At 57.0% G+C, this 25706-nt stretch carries 22 protein-coding genes; 7 read left to right on the plus strand and 15 right to left on the minus strand.

The features are described 5' to 3' along the window. Entirely contained in the window at positions 1-1044 is a 1044-nt protein-coding gene (locus tag SERS4_RS0121575) for a substrate-binding domain-containing protein (protein WP_012146906.1), read from the plus strand. A 67-nt stretch (positions 1045-1111) separates the two neighbouring features. Here SERS4_RS0121575 and exbD read toward each other — a convergent pair whose 3' ends face one another. After that, positions 1112-1540, minus strand: coding sequence for a TonB system transport protein ExbD (gene exbD, locus SERS4_RS0121580; protein ID WP_012146909.1), 429 nt, complete (start codon positions 1538-1540; stop codon positions 1112-1114). A gap of 3 nt (positions 1541-1543) precedes the next feature. Further along, on the minus strand, positions 1544-2515 hold the full coding sequence (gene exbB, locus SERS4_RS0121585; RefSeq protein ID WP_017894000.1) for a tol-pal system-associated acyl-CoA thioesterase: 972 nt from the start codon (positions 2513-2515) through the stop codon (positions 1544-1546). Between the two features lie 255 nt (positions 2516-2770). On the opposite strand from exbB, the gene metC reads away from it, so the two are divergent. Together metC and SERS4_RS0121595 are read left to right on the plus strand one after the other, a co-directional pair. Next, positions 2771-3967 carry a cystathionine beta-lyase gene (gene metC / locus SERS4_RS0121590; RefSeq protein ID WP_017894001.1) on the plus strand — a complete coding sequence of 399 codons (1197 nt, stop codon included), beginning with the start codon at positions 2771-2773 and terminating at the stop codon, positions 3965-3967. 153 nt (positions 3968-4120) lie between these two features. Beyond that, on the plus strand, positions 4121-4783 hold the full coding sequence (locus SERS4_RS0121595) for a DedA family protein (RefSeq protein WP_012146912.1): 663 nt from the start codon (positions 4121-4123) through the stop codon (positions 4781-4783). A gap of 27 nt (positions 4784-4810) precedes the next feature. Here SERS4_RS0121595 and SERS4_RS0121600 read toward each other — a convergent pair whose 3' ends face one another. After that, positions 4811-5731 carry a LysR family transcriptional regulator gene (locus SERS4_RS0121600; RefSeq protein ID WP_017894002.1) on the minus strand — a complete coding sequence of 307 codons (921 nt, stop codon included), beginning with the start codon at positions 5729-5731 and terminating at the stop codon, positions 4811-4813. Between the two features lie 108 nt (positions 5732-5839). Here SERS4_RS0121600 and SERS4_RS0121605 point away from each other — a divergent pair, with 108 nt between their 5' ends. After that, entirely contained in the window at positions 5840-6868 is a 1029-nt protein-coding gene (locus SERS4_RS0121605; protein WP_017894003.1) for an NAD(P)-dependent alcohol dehydrogenase, read from the plus strand. A gap of 21 nt (positions 6869-6889) precedes the next feature. On the opposite strand, the gene SERS4_RS0121610 is transcribed toward SERS4_RS0121605, so the two are convergent. After that, positions 6890-7777: an AraC family transcriptional regulator gene (locus SERS4_RS0121610; protein ID WP_256137947.1), complete on the minus strand. Its 888-nt coding sequence runs from the start codon at positions 7775-7777 to the stop codon at positions 6890-6892. A gap of 223 nt (positions 7778-8000) precedes the next feature. On the opposite strand from SERS4_RS0121610, the gene yqhD reads away from it, so the two are divergent. Both yqhD and dkgA read left to right on the plus strand, forming a co-directional pair. Next, positions 8001-9164: an alcohol dehydrogenase gene (gene yqhD, locus SERS4_RS0121615; protein ID WP_012146914.1), complete on the plus strand. Its 1164-nt coding sequence runs from the start codon at positions 8001-8003 to the stop codon at positions 9162-9164. A gap of 202 nt (positions 9165-9366) precedes the next feature. Beyond that, positions 9367-10191 (plus strand): 2,5-didehydrogluconate reductase DkgA, encoded by an 825-nt coding sequence (dkgA, locus tag SERS4_RS0121620; protein WP_017894004.1) that lies wholly within the window; start codon positions 9367-9369, stop codon positions 10189-10191. A 150-nt stretch (positions 10192-10341) separates the two neighbouring features. On the opposite strand, the gene SERS4_RS0121625 is transcribed toward dkgA, so the two are convergent. The 11 genes from SERS4_RS0121625 to SERS4_RS0121675 form a co-directional block, all read right to left on the minus strand. After that, the gene (locus SERS4_RS0121625) at positions 10342-11745 is read right to left on the minus strand and encodes a GH1 family beta-glucosidase (protein WP_017894005.1); all 1404 of its coding nucleotides are present in this window, start codon (positions 11743-11745) and stop codon (positions 10342-10344) included. Next, positions 11742-12071 carry a PTS lactose/cellobiose transporter subunit IIA gene (locus tag SERS4_RS0121630; protein WP_012146921.1) on the minus strand — a complete coding sequence of 110 codons (330 nt, stop codon included), beginning with the start codon at positions 12069-12071 and terminating at the stop codon, positions 11742-11744. Before SERS4_RS0121630 ends, SERS4_RS0121625 begins: the two co-directional genes overlap by 4 nt. Further along, complete coding sequence (locus SERS4_RS0121635) at positions 12068-13387, minus strand: PTS cellobiose transporter subunit IIC (protein ID WP_017894006.1); 1320 nt, start codon at positions 13385-13387, stop codon at positions 12068-12070. The genes SERS4_RS0121630 and SERS4_RS0121635 overlap by 4 nt, the downstream gene beginning before the upstream one ends. 85 nt (positions 13388-13472) lie before the next feature. After that, the gene (locus SERS4_RS0121640) at positions 13473-13784 is read right to left on the minus strand and encodes a PTS sugar transporter subunit IIB (protein ID WP_017894007.1); all 312 of its coding nucleotides are present in this window, start codon (positions 13782-13784) and stop codon (positions 13473-13475) included. A 144-nt stretch (positions 13785-13928) separates the two neighbouring features. Next, positions 13929-14816, minus strand: coding sequence for an aldose 1-epimerase (locus SERS4_RS0121645; protein WP_017894008.1), 888 nt, complete (start codon positions 14814-14816; stop codon positions 13929-13931). 14 nt (positions 14817-14830) lie between these two features. Further along, entirely contained in the window at positions 14831-15889 is a 1059-nt protein-coding gene (locus SERS4_RS0121650; RefSeq protein WP_017894009.1) for a zinc-binding dehydrogenase, read from the minus strand. Between the two features lie 47 nt (positions 15890-15936). Continuing rightward, positions 15937-16923: an ABC transporter permease gene (locus SERS4_RS0121655; protein WP_026142532.1), complete on the minus strand. Its 987-nt coding sequence runs from the start codon at positions 16921-16923 to the stop codon at positions 15937-15939. A 30-nt stretch (positions 16924-16953) separates the two neighbouring features. Further along, a complete protein-coding gene (locus SERS4_RS0121660) occupies positions 16954-18492 on the minus strand; it encodes a sugar ABC transporter ATP-binding protein (RefSeq protein WP_017894011.1) in 1539 nt (512 codons plus the stop codon). Beyond that, positions 18492-19481, minus strand: coding sequence for a substrate-binding domain-containing protein (locus SERS4_RS0121665; protein ID WP_253275417.1), 990 nt, complete (start codon positions 19479-19481; stop codon positions 18492-18494). Before SERS4_RS0121665 ends, SERS4_RS0121660 begins: the two co-directional genes overlap by 1 nt. Before the next feature lie 157 nt (positions 19482-19638). After that, the gene (locus SERS4_RS0121670) at positions 19639-21060 is read right to left on the minus strand and encodes a sugar porter family MFS transporter (RefSeq protein ID WP_017894013.1); all 1422 of its coding nucleotides are present in this window, start codon (positions 21058-21060) and stop codon (positions 19639-19641) included. Between the two features lie 18 nt (positions 21061-21078). Beyond that, the gene (locus tag SERS4_RS0121675; RefSeq protein ID WP_017894014.1) at positions 21079-24369 is read right to left on the minus strand and encodes a DUF5107 domain-containing protein; all 3291 of its coding nucleotides are present in this window, start codon (positions 24367-24369) and stop codon (positions 21079-21081) included. 107 nt (positions 24370-24476) lie between these two features. On the opposite strand from SERS4_RS0121675, the gene SERS4_RS0121680 reads away from it, so the two are divergent. Next, a complete protein-coding gene (locus SERS4_RS0121680) occupies positions 24477-25679 on the plus strand; it encodes an ROK family protein (protein ID WP_017894015.1) in 1203 nt (400 codons plus the stop codon). Positions 25680-25706 lie beyond the last annotated feature (27 nt).

Here is a 25706-nt window from a genome sequence, read left to right on the forward strand (position 1 = left end):
ATGCCGTCAGTGAAAAAAAATAAACGCATTACCATCAGTGATATTGCCGCACTGGCCGGCGTGTCGAAATCGACCGCCAGCCTGGTGCTTAACGGTCGCAGCAAGGAATATCGGGTGTCCGACGACACCCGCGATCGTATCCTGGCACTGGCCGGTGAGCACCACTACCAGCCCAGCTTCCACGCCCGTTCACTGCGTTCTTCCCGCAGCCATACCCTGGGGCTGGTGGTGCCGGAAATGACCAACTACGGTTTTGCGGTGATTTCACGCGAGCTGGAAACCCTGTGCCGCGAGGCCGGTTTGCAGTTGCTGATCGCCTGTACCGATGAAAACCCGGCGCAGGAAATGATGGCGGTGAACAGTCTGGTACAACGCCAGGTCGACGGCCTGATCGTCGCCTCCAGCCAGCTTAACGATGCGGAATACCAAAAGATTAACGCCGGCCTGCCGGTGGTGCAGATGGACCGGCTGATCGTCGGCTCCGACCTGCCGCTGGTGATCACCGACTCGCTGACCTCGACCGCCACGCTGGTGGAAAACGTCGCGCGTCAGCATCCGGACGAATTCTATTTCCTTGGCGGCCAACCCCGCATTTCGCCCACGCGCGATCGGCTGGCCGGTTTCCAACTCGGTCTGGAACGTGCCGGGGTGGTGTGTAAACCGGAATGGATCATCAACGGTAATTATCACCCCAGCTCCGGCTACGAGATGTTCGCCCAACTCTGCGCGCAACTGGGCCGACCGCCCAAGGCGCTGTTTACCGCCGCCTGCGGCCTGCTGGAAGGGGTGCTGCGCTACCTGAATCAGCACCAGTTGATGGAGAGCGATCTGCATCTGTGCAGCTTTGACGACCACTACCTGTTCGATGGCCTGACGCTGAAAATCGACACCGTGGCGCAAGACTGCCGCGCCCTGGCCCAACACAGTTTCGACATGGTTAGCGCGCTGATTGACGAGCGGCCATTAGAGCAGAACGCGCTGTACCTGCCGGGCAGCATCCACTGGCGCCACGCCGGTTCGAAGGCATTGCTCGGCCAGCCTTAGGCTTTTCTTCGTAAAAAACTCAGCCAATAAAAAAGGCGCCTGAGCGCCTTTTTTATCGTTGGTGATGTCAGCCCGCTTTGGCGGTGCCTTCCATCCCCACCAGCCCCACCTTCAGGTAGCCGGCTTTACGCAGCGTATCCATCACGCTCATCAGCGTCTCGTAGTCCACTGTCTTGTCCGCCTGGAAGAAGATGGTGGTCTCTTTGTTGGCCTGAGTTTGCTGATCCAGCACCGACGTCAGTTGATCTGCACTGACCGCCTGTTCGCCAACGTACAGCTGCTTATCCGCTTTTACCGACAGGAACACCGGTTTTTCCGGGCGCGGCTGCGGTTTGGCTGAGGAAGCCGGGAGATCGACACGAATATCTACCGTTGCCAGCGGCGCGGCCACCATAAAGATGATCAACAGCACCAGCATGACGTCGATAAACGGCGTCACGTTGATTTCATGCAGTTCGCCGCTGTCGTCCAGATCTTCATTTAAGCGCATCGCCATAACTCACCCCACCCGCAGTTGCTGTGAATGCTGTGAACGTTTGGCTTGTGCCGTGGCGGCCAGATCCAAATCGCGCCCCAGCAGCAGCAGCACCTGAGCAGCCACGTCACCAACCTGAGCGCGATGACCGCTGATTACACGGGCAAAGATGTTATAAATCACCACTGCCGGGATCGCGGCCACCAGGCCCAATGCGGTTGCCAACAGCGCTTCTGCGATACCGGGTGCAACCACGGCCAGGTTGGTGGTCTGCGAATGGGCGATGCCGATGAAGCTGTTCATGATGCCCCAGACGGTGCCGAACAGGCCGACAAACGGCGAAATGGCACCGATGGTTGCCAGGAAACCGTTACCACGGCCCATGTTACGGCTGTAGCCCGCAACGCGACGCTCCAGACGGAAACCGGTACGTTCCTTGATGCCGTTGTTGTCGTTAGACTCTGCCGACAGCTCCAGCTCGTTTTGCGCATCATTCAGTAATACGGAACTGATGCTCTCGTCCGAGAAGTTCTGTGCCAGCTCGGAGGCTTCATCCAGCGAGCGCACATTGGCCAGCGCCAGCTGTTCGCGGCGCAGACGGCGCTTGGCGCGGAACAGTTCGCTGCCCTTGGAGAACAGGATGGTCCAGGTGACGATAGACGCCAGCACCAGGCCGATCATCACGATTTTCACCACGATGTCCGCATGCTGGTACATGCCCCAGACGGACAGGTCCATACCGCGAGTTTCCGGCGGCAGGATGGTCGGTTGCGGATTCAGCGGAGTGATACTTTCAGGCGCGGCTGCGGCAGGCGCAGAGGCCGGAGCAACGCTCTGGGTAACGGCCGGATTAGTCGCCGGAGCAGCCTGAACGCTACCGGCCAGACCCACTACCAATACCATTGAAGCTAACAGACCGCGGCCAAATGCCTGGCCCCATTGCGCCCGGCCCTGACCGAACGATCCTTGATTTAAATTCTTGCCAGCCGTTTTCACGCTGTGCCTCCACCCGTTACCGATCAAAATTGAGGAATAATTCAGCGTGCGATCATATCAAACCAATCAGGGATTGATAGTAGTTCTCATTATTATTTACCAAATAATCGGCAAAACGACGTCCCAAGAACGGGTAAATCGGCAACGCTTTTACATTTGGCGGTTAAAACGTCTGGATGGCTATCATATGTCATGCTAACGTAAGGGCTATCGCAAACATCCCGTGAAGACCCAGCCAAAGGTGAGCCCGCTCCTATGACGTCAAAAAACATCGAAACCACCCTGATCGGCGCCGGACGCAGCAAGCGCTATACCCAGGGCTCCGTCAATCCCGTCACCCAACGCGCTTCTTCACTGGTCTTTGATTCGGTGGCGGCCAAAAAGCACGCCACCGCCAGGCGGGCCCATGGAGAACTGTTTTATGGGCGGCGCGGCACCCTGACCCACTTTGCGTTACAGGATGCGATGGTAGAGCTGGAAGGCGGCGCAGGTTGTGTCCTTTACCCTTGCGGCGCGGCTGCGGTCTCCAACGCCATTTTGTCCTTTGTCAGCGCCGGCGACCACCTGCTGATGACCGGCTCGGTGTATGAGCCCACACAGGATTTTTGCAGCCATATCCTGAGCCGCATGAACGTGGCAACCACCTATTTCGACCCGCTGATCGGTGCCAATATCGCCGGGCTTATTCAGCCCAATACCCGCGTGGTGTTTCTGGAGTCACCCGGCTCGATCACCATGGAAGTTCAGGATATCCCGGCCATGGTGCAGGCAATTCGCGCGGTGGCACCGGAAGTGGTGATCATGATCGACAATACCTGGGCGGCCGGTGTGCTGTTCAAGGCGCTGGACTTCGACATTGATATTTCGATTCAGGCCGGGACCAAATACATTATCGGCCACTCCGATTACATGCTCGGCACCGCCGTGGCAAACCAGCGCTGTTGGGATCAACTGCGCGAATACTCTTATCTGATGGGCCAGATGGTGGACGCCGATACCGCCTATATGGCCAGCCGTGGCCTGCGCACGCTGGGCGTACGCCTGAAGCAACATCAGCAAGGCAGCATCGAAGTCGCCAACTGGCTGGCCGAACGGCCGGAGGTGGCGGTGGTCAATCACCCGGAGCTGCCCAGCTGCAAGGGTCACGAATTTTACCGCCGTGATTTCAGCGGCTGCAACGGCCTGTTCTCTTTCGTGCTGAAACAACGTCTGAGCGACGCACAGTTGGCCGAGTATCTGGACAACTTCAACCATTTCAGCATGGCCTATTCCTGGGGCGGTTATGAATCGCTGATCCTGGCCAACCAACCGGAAGAGCTGGAAGCCATTCGTCCGGCCGGCGGCGTCGACTTCTCCGGCACCCTGGTGCGCCTGCATATCGGATTGGAGAACGTGCAGGATCTGATTGACGACCTCGCCGCCGGATTTGAGCGTATCGCCAACGCGCACTGACGCGCCACCTGTTGCAATGGCAACTTTATTCGCCTTGTTTAATGTGTGCTTAAGCTATTAGCGTTACACTAGCCGGGTAACTGTCAGATACGGTCAACACCGCATCCTGGGGAAGCCAACCCCAGGCGCAACCGGCATGCAACAGGATATATAATGGATGTATTACGAGAGATTGTTCATGCGCTTTGGCAGCAGGACTTTATTGCCCTTGCTGATCCCAGCGTAATTTGGGTGGTTTATGCAGTACTTTTCACCACTCTATTTTTAGAAAACGGACTACTGCCAGCCTCCTTCTTGCCCGGCGACAGCCTGCTGCTGTTATCCGGTGCCCTGATCGCCAAAGGCGTGATGGCCTTTGTGCCAACGCTGATCATTTTAACCGTTGCCGCCAGCCTCGGCTGTTGGCTGAGCTACGTGCAGGGGCGCTGGCTGGGTCACACCAGTCTGGTCAAAGGCTGGCTGCTGCAACTGCCTGCCCAATATCATCAACGTGCGCATAATCTGTTTAATCGTCATGGCTTGATGGCATTAGTGATCGGCCGTTTTCTTGGTTTTGTTCGTACCCTGCTGCCGACCATGGCCGGTATCTCAGGCCTGAACAGCACGCGTTTTCAGATATTTAACTGGCTGAGCGCCGTGATTTGGGTTGGCGCGGTGGTCGGTCTTGGCTACGCTTTCAGCCAGATCCCACTGGTGAAACGCTACGAAAGCCAGGTAATGACCGGGCTGATGATCCTGCCGCTGCTACTGCTGCTGGTGGGTCTGCTGGGCGCCATGCTGGTTATCTGGCGTAAAAAGCGCGCCGCCTCTTCCTGATTGGCTTGCGGGCGGCAGTAGCCGCCCCTACAAAGCTTTTTCAACCTGTGCCAGACTGGGGGGCAACTTGCTCACCAGCGTATCCACCGCCAGCCGTACCTTCAACGGCAGATGTGGCGTTTGCGGCCATACAGCGTGAGCCTCAAATGACATGCCTGGCCGATCGCGCATCAGCCTGACCAATTCCCCTTTCAACAACGATTCCCGCACCAGCCAGCATGGTAACCAGGAAATGCCAAACCCGGCCACCGTGGCATCCGCCATCGCCTGCAGGTCATCCATCTGCAACCGCTTGTTCGGCATCACTTCCTGCACTTTGCCACCGTTATCCGGGATTAGCCAGTTACGCACCACACCGGCGCGCATGTAGGTCACCGCATCATGTTGAGTCAGCTGTTCAAGGTTTTTCGGCTCGCCATGCTGCTGCAGGTATGCCGGCGCCGCACACAACGTCATACGGTGATCGCCAATGCTCCGCGCCACCAACCCACTGCTGCTGGTCAACGTCCCATTGCGGATCGCCAGATCAAAACCGTCCTCAATCAAGTCCACGATGCGATCGTTAAATGACAGCTCCAGCTCCAACCCCGGGTGATCACGCGCCAGGCCGGTTAACAGCGGCGCAATGCACATGCGGCCAAACAGCACCGGCATCGACACCCTCAGCCTGCCGCTGACCTGCTGTTTACCCGACTCCAGCAGAGTTTCTGCGGTGCGGATCTCCTCCAGCGCCCGTAAGCAACGTTCATAAAACAGAGCGCCGTCGTCAGTCAGACTCAAACTGCGGGTGGTTCGGTGGAACAGGCGCACAGCCAAGCGCTGCTCGAGACGGGCAATGGTTTTCCCCACCGCCGAACGTGAAAGGTGCAGCCGACTGGCCGCCAGCGCGAAGCTGCCCGCCTCCACGGCGGTGACAAACACCGAAATGCCGTTCAATCGGTCGGTCATGATTTGTAGCCTTTAGAGAAACAATCAATGGAAATCTTATCGCCACTGGCGAACCTCAATCAACGATAATATCCACAGGTCTGTTTATCACTGACTTTGGAGTCAATCATGGCCGAAACAATGCAACGCTGGACAATGGATGCTCTCGGGCGTCAGCACCTGAAACTGAGCGAAAGCGCCATTCCGCAACCGGGACCACATGAGATTAGGGTGAAAGTGAATGCGGTATCGCTTAATTACCGCGACAAGTTGGTGATCGAAACCGGTATGGGGCTGGAACTGCCACAATCGTTTACTCCCGCCTCCGACATGGCCGGTGAAGTCGACGCAATTGGCGCCGATGTCAGCCGTTTCCAACCGGGCGAGCGGGTTATTTCCACCTTTAGCCCCGGTTGGATAGATGGCAAACAGAAGCCGTATGGCAATGCGCGCACCCCGCCTTACCGTACGCTGGGCGGTTTTTATCAGGGCATGTTGGCGGAATATGTGGTGCTGCATGAGGACTGGCTGGTAGCGGCCCCCACCTCGCTGGACGACGCGCAAGCCAGCACCCTACCCTGCGCCGGGCTGACCGCCTGGTTCGCTTTGGTGGAACAGGGCCACCTGTTCTCTGGCCAATCTGTGCTGGTACAGGGCACCGGCGGCGTGGCGCTGTTCGCGCTGCAGATCGCCAAACTGCAGGGTGCCGAGGTGTACGTCACTTCCAGCAGCAACGAAAAACTGGCGCGAGCCAAGGCGTTGGGGGCCGATCACGGCATTAATCGCCTGGATGACGATTGGGTGGAGGCGGTGTATCGGTTAACACAGGATCACGGCATAGACCACGTGGTCGACACCGTTGGCGGCCCTAACCTCGGTAATTCGGTTCGTGCCGTCGCCGTGCAGGGACGCATCTCGGTGATCGGTGCGCTGGAGGGCTTTGAGGTCTCGGCCCCTGCCGGACCGCTGCTGCTAAAATCACCGGTGATCCAAGGAATTGGCGTCGGCCACCGCCGTGCACTAGAAGATCTGGTGCGGGCGGTGGATGCCAATGGCTTACAACCGGTGATTGATCAACGCTATCGCTTTGACCAACTGCAGCAAGCACTCGACCATCTCGATCGCGGGGCGTTTGGCAAAATTGTACTGACGCGCTGAATTACCGCCCCGGCTGCGTGCTTAGCCCTCCATCATTAAAGGAGGGTTATCACGCAGTCGGGCCACTTCGTCGCTTGGCGTCACGCCAAAGAAGCGTTTGAATTCACGACTGAACTGCGAAGCGCTCTCATAGCCGACGCGCAGCGCGGCGGTGCTGGCCTTCAGGCCGTCGTGGACCATCAGCAGACGCGCCTTGTGCAGCCGATAGGACTTCACATACTGCAACGGCGAGGTATTGGTCACCGCCTTAAAGTTATGGTGAAACGCCGAAATACTCATATTCACCTCCCCCGCCAACTGCTCAACGTTGAGGCTGTCGGCATATTGGTTCTCGATGCGTCGCAGCGCCTTGGCGATTTGGCTAAAGTGGGTATGGCGATTGACCAGTTCCTGCAACGACGTTCCGCAGCTGCCACGCAGCACGTGGTACAGAATTTCGCGCACAATCTGCGGCCCCAATACCCGTGCATCGAGCGGTTTGGCCATCACGTCCAGCAGGCGTTCGGTGGCGCACAACAACTCTTCCGACAGCTCGGCCAGATTAACCCCGCTGCTTTCTCTGCGCGGTTTCATCAGGTAGTCGTCATCGCCGATGTCGATCAACAAGTCCTGCAGCATTTGGCTATCGATATTCACTGACAGCCCCACCAGCGGCAGTTCCGGGCTGGCAAAGGTTTCACATTCGAACGGTAGCGGTACCGTCATCAACAGATAGTTACGCGGATCGTACTGAAACACCCGATTGCCGCAGTAACCCACTTTGTGGCCCTGGAAAATGATCACCACCCCAGGTTCGTACATCACCGGCTGACGCGGACAATGGCGATCCACATAGAGGATTTTCACCAGTGGCACCGGCGAAGGGGTATAACCGTTACTCTCGGCAAAGCCGGCCGCCTGGCGCGCCATCCGACCGCGCAGTTCATCGATTTCACTCACGGAAACACCCTCTTACACTAAGAACAATTCGGCATAAATAATAGTTTAAAACTCTGCTTTTCTACAACGCTTTGTAGGAATAGGCAAGACTCGGGCAGGAATGAGCATTGTGCTGCGGGGCCAGGTTACTGACAATACACCCCAGATATTTTGCGCCATCCGGCGCTTGCCTCATGCAGAAGAGAAATCAGCCATGCAAAACTTTATTCTCCATACCCCAACCAAAATCCTGTTCGGTCAAGACCAAATCGCCGGCCTGGCGCAGCAGATCCCTGCCGATGCACGCATCCTGATCACCTACGGTGGCGGCAGCGTGAAGAAGAACGGCGTGCTGGATCAGGTTTATTCCGCACTGGCGGGTCGCAACGTGCAGGAGTTCTCCGGTATTGAACCTAACCCAACCTACGAAACGCTGATGAAAGCGGTCGAGGTCGTGCGTGCAGAGAACATCGATTTCCTGCTGGCCGTCGGTGGCGGTTCGGTGGTCGATGGCACCAAGTTCATCGCCGCAGCGGCCCACTATCAGGCGGATAGCGACCCATGGCATATCCTGAAAACCGTCGGCAGCGAAATCAAAGGCGCTGTGCCGATGGGTTGCGTGCTGACACTGCCGGCTACCGGTTCTGAATCCAACAGCGGCGCGGTGATCACCCGTAAAAGCAGCGGCGACAAACAGCATTTCTTCTCGCCATACGTTCAGCCACTGTTTGCGGTACTGGATCCGGTAGTGACCTATTCGCTGCCACCGCGCCAGATCGCCAACGGCGTGGTCGATGCCTTTATCCACACCATTGAGCAGTACCTGACCTACCCGGTCGATGCGAAAGTGCAGGATCGCTTTGCCGAAGGCCTGCTGCTGACGCTGCTGGAAGATGGCCCGCGTGCGCTGGCAGAACCGGAAAACTATGCCGTACGCGCCAATGTGATGTGGAGCGCCACTATGGCATTGAACGGTCTGATCGGTGCCGGTGTGCCGCAAGACTGGGCAACCCATATGCTGGGCCACGAGTTAACCGCCATGCACGGTCTGGATCATGCCCAGACGCTGGCCATCGTCCTGCCGGCACTGCTGAACGAGAAAAAAGCGCAGAAACGCGAAAAACTGCTGCAGTACGCCGACCGCGTCTGGGGTCTGCGTGAGGGCAGCGAAGACAGCCGTATCGACGGGGCCATCGCCGCCACCCGTGCCTTCTTCGAACAAATGGGCGTGCCAACCCGCATGGCCGATTACCAGCTCGACGGCAGCTCGATCCCGGCACTGCTTGATAAGCTGCATCAGCATGGCATGACCGCGCTGGGCGAACATCAGGACATCACCCTGGAAGTCAGCCAACGTATTTATGAGGCGGCACGTTAATCGCAAACTCGCGGTTACCTGTCAGGCTTTAATTTCAGTCTCTTGCGCCCGAGTTGTCCTCGGGCGCAGTGCCAAGCACTATTCTGATATCGCTGAAATTTGCTTAGCAAACTCAGCACCACCCCAGTTTGCCAACTAGAATTTATTGATAGCCGTTCCTGGTGCATGCAGCACCGGGCAATCCGTTAACAAGGAGATACGCATGACAACGCAACAACCCATCATCAAACTCCACGATGGTAATCTGATGCCGCAGTTGGGTCTCGGCGTTTGGCAGGCGAGTATTCCAGACACCACCCAGGCGGTGCTCAAGGCGCTGGAGGTGGGATATCGTTCGATCGATACCGCTGCGATTTACAAGAACGAGGAAGGGGTCGGTGCTGCACTGCAATCCGCCTCGGTGCCGCGCGATGAACTGTTTATTACCACCAAACTGTGGAACGACGATCAGGGCGACCCACAGGCCGCCCTGGAAACCAGCCTGGAAAAACTCAAGCTGGACTACGTCGATCTGTATCTGATCCACTGGCCAAAACCGCAGCAGGATCAATACGTGGAAGCCTGGCGCGGGCTGATTAAACTGCGCGAACAGGGGCTGGTGAAGAGTATCGGGGTCTGCAATTTCCATACCCCACATCTGCAGCGCCTGCTGGACGAAACCAATATCGCACCGGTGATTAATCAGATTGAGCTGCATCCATTGCTGCAACAACGTCAGTTGCGTGCCTGGAACGCAACGCACCACATCGCTACCGAATCATGGAGCCCACTGGCGCAGGGCGGCGAAGGGGTGTTCGACCAACCGCTGATCAAACATCTGGCGGAAAAATACGAGAAGACCCCGGCGCAAATCGTAGTGCGCTGGCACCTGGACAGCGGTCTTATCGTGATCCCGAAATCGGTCACGCCATCACGCATTCGCGAGAACTTCGAGGTGTTTGATTTCAAACTGGATAAAGACGAACTGAGCGATATCGCCCAACTGGATATCGGCAACCGTCTGGGGCCGGATCCCGACTCACTGTAATGTTAGCCAGCCCTGTTGTTTAATGGTAGGGGCGCTGCATGCCGCGCCCGATAGCATAATCAATGGGTTAAATCGGGTCGAACATGTTCGACCCCTACAGGTTTAGCTCTTACCAGCCCTCTCTTTCAAGAGAGGGCTGCTTTTTCCCCGTTACAGCTGCTCACCGTGGCTGGCGATCACCCGCTGATACCAGCCAAAACTCTGCTTCTTCTTGCGCGCCAGATTGTTGTCGTGATCGACATACACAAAACCGTACTGCTTTTGATAGCCGTTGAGCCAGGAAAGCAGATCGATAAACGACCAGGGATAGTAACCGCGCACATCGGCACCCTGCTCGATCGCCGCACCGATCGCCTGAATATGATCGCGCAGATAGTCTATGCGCGGTTGATCGCGCACTTCCCCCTCGACGATCGGATCCTTGGCACCCAACCCGTTCTCGGTAATGTAGATCGGAATGTTGCCGTAGCGTTTGACGATGCGGCCAATGGCATCGGTCAGTCCCTGCGGATAAACCTCCCAGTCCCAGTCGGTATAAACCCCGTTCGGGTTGCGCACCAGTTTGAACAGCCCCTTAAAGCCCAGTTCACGCCCGCTGCCCTTCTGGCCACTGGTGTTGATCGCGTAGCCCTCGACGTCGTCGTTATGCGCCACCATTTCGCGCTTGTAGTAATTAAGACCGATAAAATCGACGATGTTGCCCTTCAGCAACGCCTCATCGCCCGGTGCAAAATAGGGTACGCCAAAGGCCTGCTGCGCCATCGCCAACAGCTCTGCCGGGTATTCGCCCTTCAACACCGGATCGTACAGCCAGTGTGTGAAGATCCCCTCGGCTAACTCGCAGGCGCGGCGATCTTCTGGCGAGTCGCTGATCGGATCGTTAGGTTGCAGCACGTTGACGAAGCCGATCTGACCGTTGATCTTCATTTCGCGGAAGCTTTTTACCGCGCGGGCATTGGCCAGGAACACATGGTGACAGGCCTGAATGCCCTTCTTCGGATCGGTCAACTTGGGCGGATGCGCTCCGGTGATATAGCCCATGCCGATAAACACGATGGTTTCGTTAAAGGTGGACCACAGCTCGACGCGGTCGCCGAAACGCTGATAACACAGACGGGCATATTCATCGAAAGCATCGACGATCTCACGCGATTCCCAACCGCCAAATTCTTCTTGCAGCGCCTGCGGCAGATCCCAGTGGTACAGGGTGATCATCGGTTTGATGTTGTGCCTGAGCAGTTCGTCGATCAGATCGCTGTAGAATTGGATCCCGGCCTCATTCACCTCGCCCCGCCCCTGCGGCAGCAACCGTGGCCAGGAGATCGAAAATCTGTAGGTCTGCATCCCCAGCTCCGCCATCAGCGCCACATCTTCACGGAAGCGATGGTAGTGATCGACCGCGACGTCGCCGTTGGTACCCTGATAAGTGGTGCCGGGCAGGTGGGAGAACAAATCCCAGTTGGACAGGCCTTTGCCGTCGGCATCAAAGCCGCCCTCAACCTGGTAAGACGCTGTCGCCGCACCCCACAGGAAATCCTTCGGAAATACGCTCATTGGTTTTTCACCCCGTTCTGCTCCAGTAATCGGTAAATTCTCACCAGTTCCTCCACCAGATCGCGCGCCAGCATGGCGTTCATGATGTGGTCCTGCGCGTGCACCATAATCAGATTGACCGGCAGCTTGCCTTCCCCCTCGTCAAAACCAATCAGCTCGGTTTGAGTGGCATGCGCTCGCTTCGCCGCCAACTGCGACTCCGCCAGCAGAATATCTACCTGATCCCACTGGTATTTGCGCGCTGCGTACAACGCCTGCATGGCACAACTGCGAGCCTCACCGGCGTTGATGATCAATTCCATTACCGCCGTTTCCATGTCGATCATTCGGTGACTCCTTGTGTCTGTTCGATCTGCTCCGCCTCACTCACTTCCTGATCCAGCAACTGCTGCTCATAGACCTTGAAGAACGGGTAGTAAATCAGTGCCGATACCGCCGCCAGCAGCAGCACCAGCAGTGCGGCACGGAGATCCCAACCGGTGGCCCAGGCAGCGCCAATCGGTGCCGGTGCCGTCCAGGGCACTACCGAGATCACGCGGCCAATCAGATCCAGCTTCACGGCCGCATAGGCAATGATCGAATTGACGATCGGCGCGGTAATAAACGGGATAAAGAAGGTCGGGTTCATGACGATCGGTGTGCCGAAGATCACCGGTTCATTGATGTTGAAGCAGCTCGGCACCAGGCTCAGCTTGCCGATCGAGCGCAGGTGCGCCGAACGGCTGCGCAGATAAAGCAGCACCAGCCCAAAAGTGGCGCCGGATCCGCCAATGACGATAAAGAAGGTCCAGAAAGCTTCCATAAAGATGTGCGGCATCGGGTGGCCGGCGGCCAACGCATCCTGATTGATGCCCAGATTGGTCAGCCAGAATGCCTGCAGCATGCCGGAGACGATCACCGCGCCGTGAATACCGGCGAACCACAATAAATGGCCGATCAGCACCGCGAGCAGGATCGCCGGCAGCGAATCCGCAGCGGAAATCAGCGGCTGGAACAGCGCCATGATCGCCTGTGGCAACAGTAAATTAAACTGATGCTGCACCAGCAGGCTGAGCGGATACAGGGTGATCACCACCGCCAGGATCGGGATCAGCAGATCAAACGACTGCTTGATCTTGGCCGGCACCTGTTCCGGCAGTGAGATACCGATATTGTGCAGCTTGAGAAAGCGGATCAGTTCGGTGGTGTAGACCGCCACCAGAATGGCGGTGAAGATCCCCACGCCGCCCAACGCGGCGGTCGGCAGCATCTTTTCGGTCTGCGGCGCGGCGACCAGCAAAAATGACATCAGCGCCAGCATGGCCGCCATAAAGGGATCGAGCTTATAACTCTGCGCCAGGTTATAAGCGATGGCGGCAGTAATATAAATCGACATAATCCCCATGGTCATATTAAACGGGGTAAGAATAGCGACCTGATGTTTCTCCGCAGCCCCTAGCCACCATTGAGCTATTCCCCAACTGCTGTCGGCTGAAAAAGGCGGGTAGGCAAATACCAATAAAAATGAGCCGACGATCATAAAGGGCATCGCGGAAATAAAACCGTCGCGGATCGCCATAATATGTCGCTGGGTCGATAATTTACCGGCAATGGGGCTGATACGGTTTTCAATAAAATTGAATGCGGCCTGGCTGATACTCATGGTTCAACCCTCGGGACGTTCTGAGTCAATGGTCACGGGGCGAACAAACCGACGCCACGCGCGGCGGCTGGTGGCCCCGGCGGAATTAGTGTTGTGCGATCATCCGTAAGGCTTCGGCGAGGATTTTATCACCGCGCATCATGCCGTAATCCATGCTGTTGATAACCGCAATGGGCTTATTTTCCCTGTCGGCGATTTTTTTAAAATCGGCCAGTTTATATTTAACCTGCGGCCCAAGCAGGCAGCATTGATAATTTTCCAGCGTAGATTCAAATTCATCCATACCGACGGCAATAATATCAACCTCAATCCCCTGTTGTTCTGCTGACTTTTTCATTTTATTTACCACCATGCTGGTAGACATTCCGGCGGCACAGCATAAGAATATTTTTTTCATCCGCTCTCCTGAGATATAGGTGCAAATCATACAGTCGATGAATGAGTATGGTTTCAAAAACGAAAAAACAGCAACCGGTTTCAGTAACCGGTTGCAGGGTTTAAACGGGTTCTGTGAAGGAGATCCGAATTTTAATTTCCGGACTTAAAACGAGGAATAACTGAGCAGCATCGTCTGGCTAAACCGCTGCCCTTTAGCCAAGCGGCGTAGCCCACCCAGGTCAGCCATGTTATGGCCGTTAGCGGCATGCGACATCGGTTCCAGGCAGAAGAAGTCGAACTGATAACCCGGATCAAACGCCGGATCCGAGACGAACAGGAAGTAAACCGGGCAAGCCGGCTGAGTGTTCATCCGTAACCGAGCGCCTTGTTCCGGCCACTGGATCCGCGCCTCGCCGTTCCAGCCGCTGAAACCGTTATTCACCCAGTGACGCGGCAACGGGCCTGGCTGGGAGAAATCCAGCGCCTCGGTCAGTGCCGCCTGCTCGCCCGCCAGCCAGTCTTCGGCCTCCAACCAGTAGGCCCCGGCGGATGCCTGTACTCGGGTATCCGCCGTTAACGGGAAATACGGATGCCAACCCAACCCATAGGGCATCGGCCTTTCACCACGGTGTTCTACCGCCAATTCAATACTGAGTTGATGTTGCTGCAGGGTGAAATATTGCTCTACCTGATAACGGTAAGGGCCATCCTCATGCTGATAACGCAAGTGAAGGTGATTGCTACTCTGTTCAACACATTGCCACTCCTGCAGCCAGCCGTCGCCATGCAGATAGTGCCGATCCCAGTCGGTATTCGCGCTGAGCTGATATTCATGATCCTCGAAATTGAAGCGGTTTTGATTCACCCGATTACCAAAAGGAACCAGAGGAAAACACCCCGATTGCAGCGCCGACGTGGTATCACTCAACACCGCAGGCCGCAGCAGAGGGATCTCTCCCTCTGGCCCGTGCGCGGCCAATTTCAACACGCTGCCACCCAACGACGAAACCATCAACGAGAGACAGCCGTTATCCATATCAAACAATGCCATAGTGCCCCCGGATATTAATCGGCGAAATTGATCACCACTTTGCCGCACTGGCCAGAAGCCATCAGAGCATAAGCCTCGGCAGCCTGCCCGAGTTTAAAACGGTGGGTAATCGCCTGATGCGGGTGCATTTTCCAGTCGTGCAGGTCGGTGCAGCATTTTTCCATGTGGTGCAGGCTGGTGACCCAAGAGCCGATGATCCGCCGCTGGTGATGCATCAGGTCTGCGCTGACCTCGAACTCCACCTTGCCGGTTTCGCCAATGTAGATCACTCTTCCCCAGTCCGAAGAGGCCTGCAGCGCCAGCAGGCGCCCTTTGGCGTTGCCGGAACAGTCGAGCGTGACGTTGGCCCCGCCAGCGGTCAATTGGCGAATGCGTTCTGTCACGTCGTCACCGCTCAGGAAGCCGTGATCCATCAGCCCCAGGCGTTTCGCGGTCGCCAGACGCTCCGGGATAACATCAACGCCAATCACCGTTTTTGCCCCGCGTCCCTTCGCCAGCATCATCGCCATCATACCGACCGGGCCCAGCCCCACGACCAGTACGTGGTCGCTGCCGGAGACCTCGCCACGCACGATGCCTTCATAAGCCGTGCCGACCCCACAGGAGATAAAAGCGCCGTCTTCATAGCTGAGCGAATCCGGCAGATGAATCAAATCCTTTTCCTCCGCCAACAGGTAGTCGGCATGGCCGCCATCCCGCTGCCAGCCATAGGCGGCCTTGCCAGCGCCGGTGCAGGAAATCGGATAGCCTCGCCGGCAGTTGCTGCAAAAGCCGCAGCCGGAAATATGGTACACCAGCACGCGATCGCTCTCGCGGAAGTGGCGGCAGCCGGCCCCCAGCGCCACGATCTGGCCACAAGGCTCGTGACCGTTAATAAACCCCCGGTACAAGGGTTGATCCGGTGCGGCCGCCGTACCACGGTGCTGATGATAAATATAATGAATATCGCTGCCGCAAATACCGGACGATTTCATTTTAATTAATACCTGGCCAATGCCCGGTTGCGGAATATCCACCTCGCGCAGTTCTGCCGTGGCGTTTCCGGGTAAATAAGCCGCCAACATTTTTCCCATACTATTTCCCCTCCAGCTTTAATCAGTTATTTGTGTGGCATGTGAGGCTATTGCTTAGAGTTCTTTTGCATCACGATAATATTGGCCAGCACCGCCAGTACGATAATTACCCCTCTGACCACCTGTTGGAAAAAGGAGTTAATCCCCAGCAAGACCAGGCCGTTGCCAATCAGGGTGATCACTAGCACGCCGAGCAGGGTGCCGAGCATCGAACCGCGTCCGCCGGACAAGGCGGTACCGCCCACCACCACGGCGGCAATCACGTCAAACTCCAGGCCGCTGGCCGCCCCGGCATTACCGGAGCCAAGACGCGCCGCCAGCAGAATACCGGTGACGGCGGCCAGCAAGCCGGCCAGGGTAAATAGCAGCACGCGAATGCGTTTGACGTTAATGCCGCACAGCTGGGCGGCACCGGCGTTGCCGCCAATGGCATACACCGAGCGACCAAAGGCAGTTTTCTTGCTGATAAACTGAAAGACCACAAACAGGATCAGCATAATCACCGCCGAAACCGGCAGGCCCAACACCTGCCCGCCCAGCCAGTCCAGCACCGCGTTTTCGTCAATCGGTACCGGCAAGGCGTTGGTCATAAACAGCCCCATGCCGCGCAAGGCGCTCCAAAGCCCCAGCGTGGCGACAAAGCTCGGCACGTTAAACCAACCGCGCAGCGCTCCGGCGACCGAGCCCAACGCCGCCCCCAGACACAGAGCCAGTATCAGCGCGAACGCCAGCGGGATTTGGTATTGCATTAAATAAGCCAGGATCACCGAAATAAACGCCACCATCGGGCCGACGCTGACGTCGATTTCGCCGGAAATAATAATCAGCGTCATTGCCCAGGCGGCAATACCGATAGTGGCGGCGTCGCGTAAAATATTCATTTGGTTATTCAGAGAAATAAACCCGGTGGCGTAAATGGAAAACACCAGGTACAGCACGATAATAATTGCCAACAGGCCAAGTTCATTAGCGTGCTTCGATAATTTACGGGCTTTTGCTATTTTTACATCCGGTACCAAGGTGGACATTGTCATTACCTCCGATGCCTTCACATGCGGGCAGAATTATTGGATCATCAGCACTTCGGACATCAGCTGTTCAACATCCACGGGCGAGATAAACTCCTTCACTATCGTTCCCTGCTGTAACAATAAGATCCGATCGCAGACCTGAGGCAATTCCTCCACTTCGCTCGACACGAAAATAATGCTTTTCCCTTCGGCCGCCAGTTCGCGCGCAATACGATAGATTTGATTTTTCGCTTCGACATCGACGCCGCGCGTCGGCTCATCCAGCAACAAGATGCGGCTCCTGGCGTAAACCCAACGGCCAATCACCACCTTCTGCTGGTTACCGCCGGAGAGCGTCATGATCGGCGTGTCGGTTTCAGCGGTTTTCACCCGCATGCGGCTGACGATGGCCGAGGTTGCCTGTTTGATCTTCGACCAGTTCAGTACGCCAAAGCGGCTTACCGAGCGGCTGTCGGTCATCACGGTATTCTCATCCACCCCCAGCAGCGGCATGATGCCCTCGGCCTTGCGGTTCTCCGGTGTGTAGGCCATACCCCGTTTGAGCATGTCGGCATAATTCGGGCAGATCAGCGTCTCCCCGTCCAGCACCAGTTCGCCATCGGTAAACGGCGTCAGGCCAACAATGGCCTTCAGCAATTCGCTGCGGCCCGCCCCCAGCAACCCGGCAATGCCCAGCACCTCACCGCGCCGCAGCTCAAAACTGACCTGCCGCAATTTGGGCGGCAGCGATAACTGCCTTACCTCAAATACCGTTTCGCCCCCTGCCGGAACAGTCACGGTTTGCGTATGGTGCTCCTGATGGCCCAGCATCAGATCGACAATCTGCTGGGTGGTCGTATTGTCCAGCGTCACGTCACCCGCCACGCGGCCGTCGCGCATAATGGTGCAGGACGACGCCAACCGGCGGATTTCATTCATCCGGTGGCTGACATACACCACCGCAATCCCCGCCGCAGAAAGGCGCATCACCGCCGCAGCCACCAGATCCGCCTCGGCGTTGGCCAGCGAACTGGTCGGCTCGTCGAGGATCACCACTTTGGGATCTCCCTGACAGGCCCGGGCTATCTCCACCAGTTGCTGCTGCGCCGGGCTGAGATCGCGAACCCATTGCTGAGGATCGATATCTACCCCAAGCAGTGCCAGCGCAGCACGTGCCTGCGCCATCATGCATTGCACGTCAATCACTCCGGCACGCTGTGGCCAGGCGCCCAGGCACAGGTTTTCCGCCACGCTCATATCCTGCACCAGGCTGAGTTCCTGATAGACCGCCCGCACGCCAAGCTCACCGGCACGACGCGTCAACAACGCCTCTGGCCCATCCAACAAGCGGTCGCCGATAAAGACTTGCCCGGCGTCCGGTCGCTCACTGCCGGTCAGCATGCGGATCAGGGTAGACTTGCCCGCGCCGTTTTTCCCCAGCAGGGCACGTACCTCACCTCGCCGCAGGGTGAAATTCACATCTTGCAGCGCCACTACCCCCGGGTAACGCTTATGCCCGGATTCAATGCGGGCCACCACCGGTTGCTGCGCCAATTCGTTTAAGGCCCTTTCGCTCAGGGTCGCCGCCGACATTAAGGTAAACCGTCTTTGTGAGTTGCCAGCCAATCAGTGGCACTCTGCGATGAGGCATAGAGATCTATCGGTACCTGCACCACCTTTTGGCCGACCGGCTGGCGGTTAATTGCATTCATTGCCTGCGTGAAGACCAAAGTCCCCATTTTCTTGCCCGAGATATCCACCACCGCTTGCAATACCTGGCGGTTAACCAGCTCCTGCGCGATTTCAGTGGTCATATCCGAGCCGAAAACCACCGTTTTCCCGACCTTGTTCTGATTGCGCACGGCTTTAACCGCGCCGAGCGTGGCACCGCCGGACTCGCCGAAAATGGCATCGACATTCCCGGAGGAGATCAACAGTTTTTCGCCGACCGAGATCGCCTTATCCAGCACGGTACCCTCCTGATTGGCGACGATTTTCATGCCCGGCACTTTCGCTTTTAGCGCATCTTCAAAACCTTTACGCCGCTGCACGCAAACCTCGAAGGCTTCGCAGTTAATTACCGCAATCGCGGGTTCGGTTATTTTCTTTTCTATAAAGTAATCGGCGGCGGTATTGCCCAGTTTTTTGCCAAACTCATAGGGATCACCGACCAGATAGGCATAAACATAGTTATCTACGCCCTTCTCGTTAATACAGGTGTTGTAACAAATCACCGGAATATTCGCTTCGTTGGCACGCTTGATGGCCCGCACGCTGCCATTGACCGAAACGGCGGAAAGCACCACGGCATTTACGTCGCGTGCGATCATGGTATCGATAAACGAACTCTCTTTAGAAACATCCCCCTGCGCATTGGTTTCTATGATTTCGATTTTCCCTCCGCCCTTGGCGGCACCATCCTGCACACCCCAGCGGACCCCGGCGTAATACCCCTGGGTATCGAGATAAATCGCGCCGATGGTGGTTTTATCGTTTTTAGCCTGTGCGCCTGCACTGAAAATAATCAGGCCCCCGGTAATGGCTAACAGCATGTGTTTTATATTTTTTAGCAACATCGTTATTCTCCAGTTAATGTTCATTAACCTCTTGCTGCCTATTTTTATTATCCCGTCGGAGGGCTTTACCGCAGTTTGCCATCCAACGGGGCACAGACTCATTACACTAAATGATCAAGCTGATTACTTACCGCCACAGGATCACGCATTAAACTAAACGGCGTTAAGTAAACTCTTTCGCCTTGGCGACGCTAGCGCCTGCTGCGCTGAGCCGCTCTTCCAACGCCTCCAGGGTAATGCCTTTGGTTTCCGGGACCCGGGCGTAGATAAACACCGCACCGGCCAGACAAATGCCGCCATACAGCAGGAAACTGCCCGCCGCACCCAGTGCCGCATTCAGCAGTGGGAAGCTGTAGGTCAGCACAAAGCAGGCCACCCACAGGGCAAAGGTGCCCGCGGCCATTGCCGCGCCGCGAATGCGGTTGGGGAAGATTTCAGACAGCAGTACCCAAGTGACCGGTGCGAGAGTGACGGCATAGATAGCGATGGCGACCAACACCAGCAGCAGGACCGGCAAACCCAGCAGCCCATAGGCGTAAGCCGCCGCCATCAGCAGGTAGATCGCCGTTAATCCACAGGCACCGATCAGCATCAAGCGGCGACGACCAATACGATCCACCAGTGGCAGGGCCAGCAAGGTGAAGATCAGGTTGATCAACCCGGTGGCGACGATCGATTTCAGGGTGTCGTTAATATCAAACCCTGCCGACGCGAAGATCTCCTGCGCATAGTTGAAGATCACGTTGATACCACACCACTGCTGGAAGACTGCCAGCACAATGCCAATCACCAGCACCGGTCGTACGTCGCTGCGCAATAGCGCACGGAACGGCACCTTGCCACTGTCCTTGCCCAGAGTCTGACGGATCTCCGCCAGCGTTTGCTGTGCGTATTGCTCGTTGCCAATACGCCGCAATACCCGCTGCGCCTTTTCATGACGCCCGGCTTTTGCCAGCCAGCGCGGGGATTCCGGCACCACCAGCATCAACAGCAGGAAAGCCAGTGCCGGAACCAGTTCGGCGCCGAACATATAACGCCAGCCAATTTGTCCATTCCAGCTGGCTAACAGATCGGCCTGGCTGGCATTGGCCACCACCGGATCGGCGATCAACAGGTTGATCAACTGCGCCGCCAGCACCCCAATCACAATGGTCAATTGGTTCACCGCCACGAAGCGGCCACGCTGGGCTGCCGGGCTGACTTCGGCGATATACATCGGCGACAGCGCCGAGGCCAGGCCAATACCGACACCACCAACAATGCGATACACAATAAAGGCATCGAAACTGGTGGCCATGGCGGTGCCCCAGGCGGAGATCACGAAGGTTAGCGCGGCGATCGCCAACGGCAACTTGCGGCCAAAACGGTCCGACAACAGGCCCGAGATCAGGGCGCCAAAAATACAGCCTACCAGCGCTGAGCTCATCGCCCAGCCGGACTGCGCAGGGTCGGTAATGCCGAAGTAAGCCTCGTAAAACGGCTTGGCCCCGCCGATCACTACCCAGTCATAGCCGAATAACAGGCCACCGCAAGCGGCGACCAGGCAGATAGTCCAGACATAGGGCATGTTCAGTTTATTCGTCACATTCGTCCCCTTGCGGCATCAGTTGGCCAAAGCTTCGGCCAACAGGCTGAATAAACGCGCTTTGTCATGCGCAGGATTTATCGCCAGCAACTCGCTCAACGTCTGCTGCGCCGCCGTTAACTGCCCTAACCCCAGCAGCGCCAAAGCAGTCACCAGCAGGCAGTGCTGTTGATGCGCCTGGTTCAGGTCGTTGTCCAACGCCATCAAATCCGGCAGCGAAACGGCAAAGAAATCGGCACCCGGCGCCAGCTCTGACTGTTGCCGCACCCATTGCTGCATTTGCATGAACTGTTGTTCGGCCTGTGCCGACTGCCCCAGTTGTTTGAGTGCCATACCGCGATAGAACAGATAGTCCACCGGTTGGTCGTTGTAGTAGCGGCTTTGCGTCAGGTCACCCTGCCCGGCACAGGCCTGCTGCCAGTAGCCGGCGGCAGCGTCAAGATCACCTTGCCGGGCGGCACTGATGCCGAGCCAATAGTAGAGATCGTTGTCACTTTGCCCGGCCAGCCGGCCTTCTCCCAGATTGTGCGGGTAGTGTAAGGCTGACTGTAGCCAGGCATGCGCCTGCTGCGGCTCGCCCTGCTGTAGCGCCTGAAACGCCAAGCGCTGCAGGTTGATCAGGTACTGGCCGGTGACCTTGCCTTCACCGCCTTCCCACGGGTGGAACTGCCGCTGTTGCAGAGTCTGTTGCGCCTCACTCAAGCGGCCACACTGGTTGTACAGGCTCAGCAGTTCGGCGGTGAGGTCATCACGCCTGGCCACCACCGCCAAATGTTGTTCCAACAAGGCCAGCCGTTGTTCAGGAGCCGCTCGCAGATGCTTATTCAGTTGATCCAGCTCGAACAATAACCGGGCATCGTCGGGCTGTAGCCTGAACGCTCGTTGCAGATATTCCAGCGCAACGTCATGCTGCTGGAGCTTGTTGAAGCTGTAGATCCCCAGGTTGCGCCAGGCATCGGCAAACCCCGGTTGCCGCTCGACGCAGCGCTGCCACAGTGCCACCGCCTGCGAGTAGTTGCGTTTGCTGTAATGAAAACACCCCAGCAGGTACTGCGCAAAATCGCACTCCGGCAATTGGCTCAGCATCTGTACTTCGTTCAGGGTATTGGGGAAGCGTACCTGTCGGCTAAAGCTTTCACGCGCCTGCGCCAGCAACTGCTGGTATTCGCTATCGCCCGCCTCGCCCTTGCGCAAGCTGGCCAACAGATAAAGCGGCAGGCTTTCCTGGCTATCCAGCAGCGTCAGCAGTTCAATCGCCTGCGATTTGGCACCCCATTCACAGAGTTGGTTGGCCATGGTCAGCGCATTAATGCCACGGCAACCGGTCACCGCACGCAAGCGTTGTAAATCGGCAGCCTCACGGGTTTGCGCATAACGCAGGTAATACAGGCTGTAATGCAACGGGAGGGCAGCCAGTTGCTGCGCAATATAGGCCAGGCTCTGTTCCCCTTGCCCCAGGCATTGCAACAACCATGCCTTGAGAGCGATCAACGGATAATGGCTGGCATTAACGCTCAGGCTGCTTTCGCAAAATTCCAGCGCCTGCGAATGATCCCCGCGCCGCGCCGCGACCCGAGCCAGCCCGTAGAAGCCGCCCGGTTTGCCATTGCCGCTCCAGATGGCGCGGTAGAAATCTTCATAGGCCGCGCTGTCGTCACCCAATTGTTCATGCGCACAGCCGCGGATCAGACTGGCCAAGCCACACTGTGGGTTACGGTTAAGGTGGTGAGCTCGTGCCAGCGCATCGTCAGCATAGGCAATGGCGCGTGCAAAATTGGCGCGGTTATATTCCAGCGTCGCCAGGGCCAAATTGCAGCGGTAATCGAGCGGATCCAGCGCCAAACCCCTCTGGTAGTAATCGAACGCCGAACGGCTGGCGTGATGGTATTGCTCCAGATGCTGGCCGATAAACCAGGCCTCATCGGCACTGTCAATTTGCCCGGCCAGCGGCGGTGCTTTGGCCGGCTGCGGCAGCTCTGCCGCCGGATCGGCCTGATGCTGACGATAGCTGAGTACGCAGCGCCCCTGCGAGTCCAACAATTCAATCGTCAGACGACCAGAGAAATCACCGGTCATGGTCTCCATCAAGGCCGCTCCGGGGCCGAGATCGATACGACGATCGAGCAATAGCTGTTGGTCGCTATCGCTGCGGACCACCAGCCGATGCTGCGCCAGCGGCGCGACCGCATACAGCCCCCACACCAGCTGTCGTCCGTCGCTTTCCAACTTTAGCGCCGCCCGGGTGTTGGCGTTCTGCACCATGCCCAAGGTGTTGTAAGGCAGGAAATTCTGCACGAAGCATTTTTCTTCATAAGCATCGAGCCAGGTGAAATCCGGCTGGTTATCGGTGTAGACCCCGGTCATCAGCTCAATGTACGGGCCATTGTTGTCGGTCAGATTGCGATCCCAGGCCTGTCCAAATTCGCCGTGGCCCCAGCTCCATTGTTTCTTGCCGGGTGATACATGATGATCGGCGATATGCAGCAAACCGCCCTGTTCATCGTGGCTGTAGGCCCCGACGAAGTCATAGTCCGACTTATGCGCCATATAAGACGTCGGCACCGGGATATTCTTGTAGCGTGAAATATCCACCCTGGCCGAGTAATCCACCTTGTAGTAGGTGCCGGTAGCAATGGGGAACGAGGAGACATCGCGCTTGCCGTGGTCAAAAACGGCGGTCACATCCGGTGGGAACACGCTCTGGTGATCGTCCCCGCCCTTCACTGCCGGGTTGGCCCACCAGAGGAAATGGCGCGGCGTCGGGTTGGCGTTAAAGATCCTGGCGCTGATTTCAATCAGCGCGCGGTCGGGATACAGAGTGAAACCGGCCATCACCTGCAGGCCGCGCATCGGTTCCACTTCCCCCAGCCAGACGGTCTGTGCTCCGTTAGCATGCTGTTGAATCTGGCAGTCCACCGGCATATAAGTGGTCGGCCGGTGGTGCTGTGGCCAGTTAAACTCAATGCCCCCGGAGATCCACGGCCCCAGCAGCCCCACCAACGCCGGCTTGACCACCTCGTTGTGGTAGACAAAATCACGCTGCTGCACTTTGTCGTAGGCCCGATGAATGCGCCCACCCAGCTCCGGTAACAGCATCACGCGCAGGTAGTCGTTTTCCAGATAGACAACCTGATAAAGGCGCAAGGTTTTCTCACCGCTTAGGGTATCAATCACGCCATAAGGGTAAACCGCGCCGGAAGATCCCTGATAGACGCGGTTTTCCAGGAACATCGGGTGCGAGTCCTGCTCACCGGTACCGTAGGTGGGTAATTCAACCTGTTCTTGCCAAACCTTGACTGTCCCGTGCATGCTTTCCTCTCTAAAAATACTGAACATTACGTTTCAGGCAGTCTAGATGACGGAATTGATGACTTTATGCGCTACCATCACGCAATACACTAAACGGGGTTTAATAAATGGCATTGCAAGGTTTGAATAACCAGCGGGTGCGTAATTTTAATAAACGGGTGTTATGTGCACTGCTGTACCGGGAAAAGGTCGCCAGTAAGTCGACGTTGGCACGGCTTTCACAGCTGTCTATTCCTGCGGTCGGCAAAATTCTCGAAGAACTGCAGGAAGAGCAGCGGGTAGAACACGACCCGCACAACCTGCACAGCCGCGGTTTGGGTGGCGGCAGTTACCGCATCGCCGCCGCCGGGCAACGCATCCTGTGCCTGAATGTCTCCCCTTATCTGATTGAAAGCATCGTGGTAGATGGCCTGATGACGCCTTGCAGCGCCTTCACCCCGCAGCCGATCGTCGCCACTACGCCGCAGGCGATGCTGCAGGAAATGGTGCAAATCTATCATCTGCACAGCCGCCAGCAGGGCATGCCACTGAAGATTGCGCTGTCGATCCACGGCCAGGTCAATCCGCTGACCGGGGTGTCTCAACGTATGCCGCAGGCCCCGTGGGAAGGCCCGATAGAGATAAAATACCTGCTGGAAGAGCGTCTGAAGACCGAGGTTTTGATCGATAACGACTGCGTGATGCTGGGGCTGGCGGAAAAGTGGCAAAATAACGCCAATCTGCAGGACTTTTGCGTGATTAACGTCGATTACGGCATAGGTTCATCATTTGTGATTAACCAGCAGATTTACCGGGGCAGCCTGTTTGGCAGCGGTCAAATCGGCCATACCATTGTCGATCCCGATGGTGGCCTTTGCTCCTGTGGCCGTTACGGCTGTCTGGAAACCATCGCTTCGCTGTCGGCGCTGAAGAAAAAGGCCCGCATTCAGCTCAAGGTCGCTCCCTGGGCGCAACAGGAAGGTGAACGGATTAAAACCCCCACCACCGCCGAACTGATCGCTCGTTATCATCAGGGCGATGCTGCGTTGCAGGTGCTGGTGCAACGCGCCGCCCAGGCGATTGGCCTGAGCCTGTATAACTTCCTTAATATCCTCAATATCAACCGTATCTATCTGTACGGGCGCAGCTGTGGATTTGGTCAGGCCTGGCTGGACAGCATCATCAGTCAGACCGGTTTTAACCCTTTCGACCGGCACGACCAGATCCAGGCCCAGGCCACGCATATCGGCTTTGGCCAACTGACGCGCGCGCAACAGGTGACGGGGATAGGTTATCTGTATGTCGAACAGGCACTGGCTGAGATGCTATGATGCCCGACTTTATCCCAGCAAAAACAA

The organism is Serratia sp. S4 (genome assembly GCF_000347995.1).
GTDB classification, from domain to species: domain Bacteria; phylum Pseudomonadota; class Gammaproteobacteria; order Enterobacterales; family Enterobacteriaceae; genus Serratia; species Serratia quinivorans.

Coding starts and splice junctions, on each gene's coding strand:
- SERS4_RS0121635 (WP_017894006.1), bottom strand. CDS start 13,387: ATGAGTATCAGCCAGGCCGCATTCAATTTTATTGAAAACCGTATCAGC.
- SERS4_RS0121650 (WP_017894009.1), bottom strand. CDS start 15,889: ATGGGAAAAATGTTGGCGGCTTATTTACCCGGAAACGCCACGGCAGAA.
- SERS4_RS0121680 (WP_017894015.1), top strand. CDS start 24,477: ATGGCATTGCAAGGTTTGAATAACCAGCGGGTGCGTAATTTTAATAAA.
- SERS4_RS0121600 (WP_017894002.1), bottom strand. CDS start 5,731: ATGACCGACCGATTGAACGGCATTTCGGTGTTTGTCACCGCCGTGGAG.
- yqhD (WP_012146914.1), top strand. CDS start 8,001: ATGCAAAACTTTATTCTCCATACCCCAACCAAAATCCTGTTCGGTCAA.
- exbD (WP_012146909.1), bottom strand. CDS start 1,540: ATGGCGATGCGCTTAAATGAAGATCTGGACGACAGCGGCGAACTGCAT.
- SERS4_RS0121595 (WP_012146912.1), top strand. CDS start 4,121: ATGGATGTATTACGAGAGATTGTTCATGCGCTTTGGCAGCAGGACTTT.
- SERS4_RS0121630 (WP_012146921.1), bottom strand. CDS start 12,071: ATGATCGACATGGAAACGGCGGTAATGGAATTGATCATCAACGCCGGT.
- metC (WP_017894001.1), top strand. CDS start 2,771: ATGACGTCAAAAAACATCGAAACCACCCTGATCGGCGCCGGACGCAGC.
- SERS4_RS0121605 (WP_017894003.1), top strand. CDS start 5,840: ATGGCCGAAACAATGCAACGCTGGACAATGGATGCTCTCGGGCGTCAG.
- SERS4_RS0121575 (WP_012146906.1), top strand. CDS start 1: ATGCCGTCAGTGAAAAAAAATAAACGCATTACCATCAGTGATATTGCC.
- SERS4_RS0121610 (WP_256137947.1), bottom strand. CDS start 7,777: ATGGCGCGCCAGGCGGCCGGCTTTGCCGAGAGTAACGGTTATACCCCT.
- SERS4_RS0121640 (WP_017894007.1), bottom strand. CDS start 13,784: ATGAAAAAAATATTCTTATGCTGTGCCGCCGGAATGTCTACCAGCATG.
- dkgA (WP_017894004.1), top strand. CDS start 9,367: ATGACAACGCAACAACCCATCATCAAACTCCACGATGGTAATCTGATG.
- SERS4_RS0121655 (WP_026142532.1), bottom strand. CDS start 16,923: ATGACAATGTCCACCTTGGTACCGGATGTAAAAATAGCAAAAGCCCGT.
- SERS4_RS0121660 (WP_017894011.1), bottom strand. CDS start 18,492: ATGTCGGCGGCGACCCTGAGCGAAAGGGCCTTAAACGAATTGGCGCAG.
- SERS4_RS0121645 (WP_017894008.1), bottom strand. CDS start 14,816: ATGGCATTGTTTGATATGGATAACGGCTGTCTCTCGTTGATGGTTTCG.
- SERS4_RS0121625 (WP_017894005.1), bottom strand. CDS start 11,745: ATGAGCGTATTTCCGAAGGATTTCCTGTGGGGTGCGGCGACAGCGTCT.
- SERS4_RS0121675 (WP_017894014.1), bottom strand. CDS start 24,369: ATGCACGGGACAGTCAAGGTTTGGCAAGAACAGGTTGAATTACCCACC.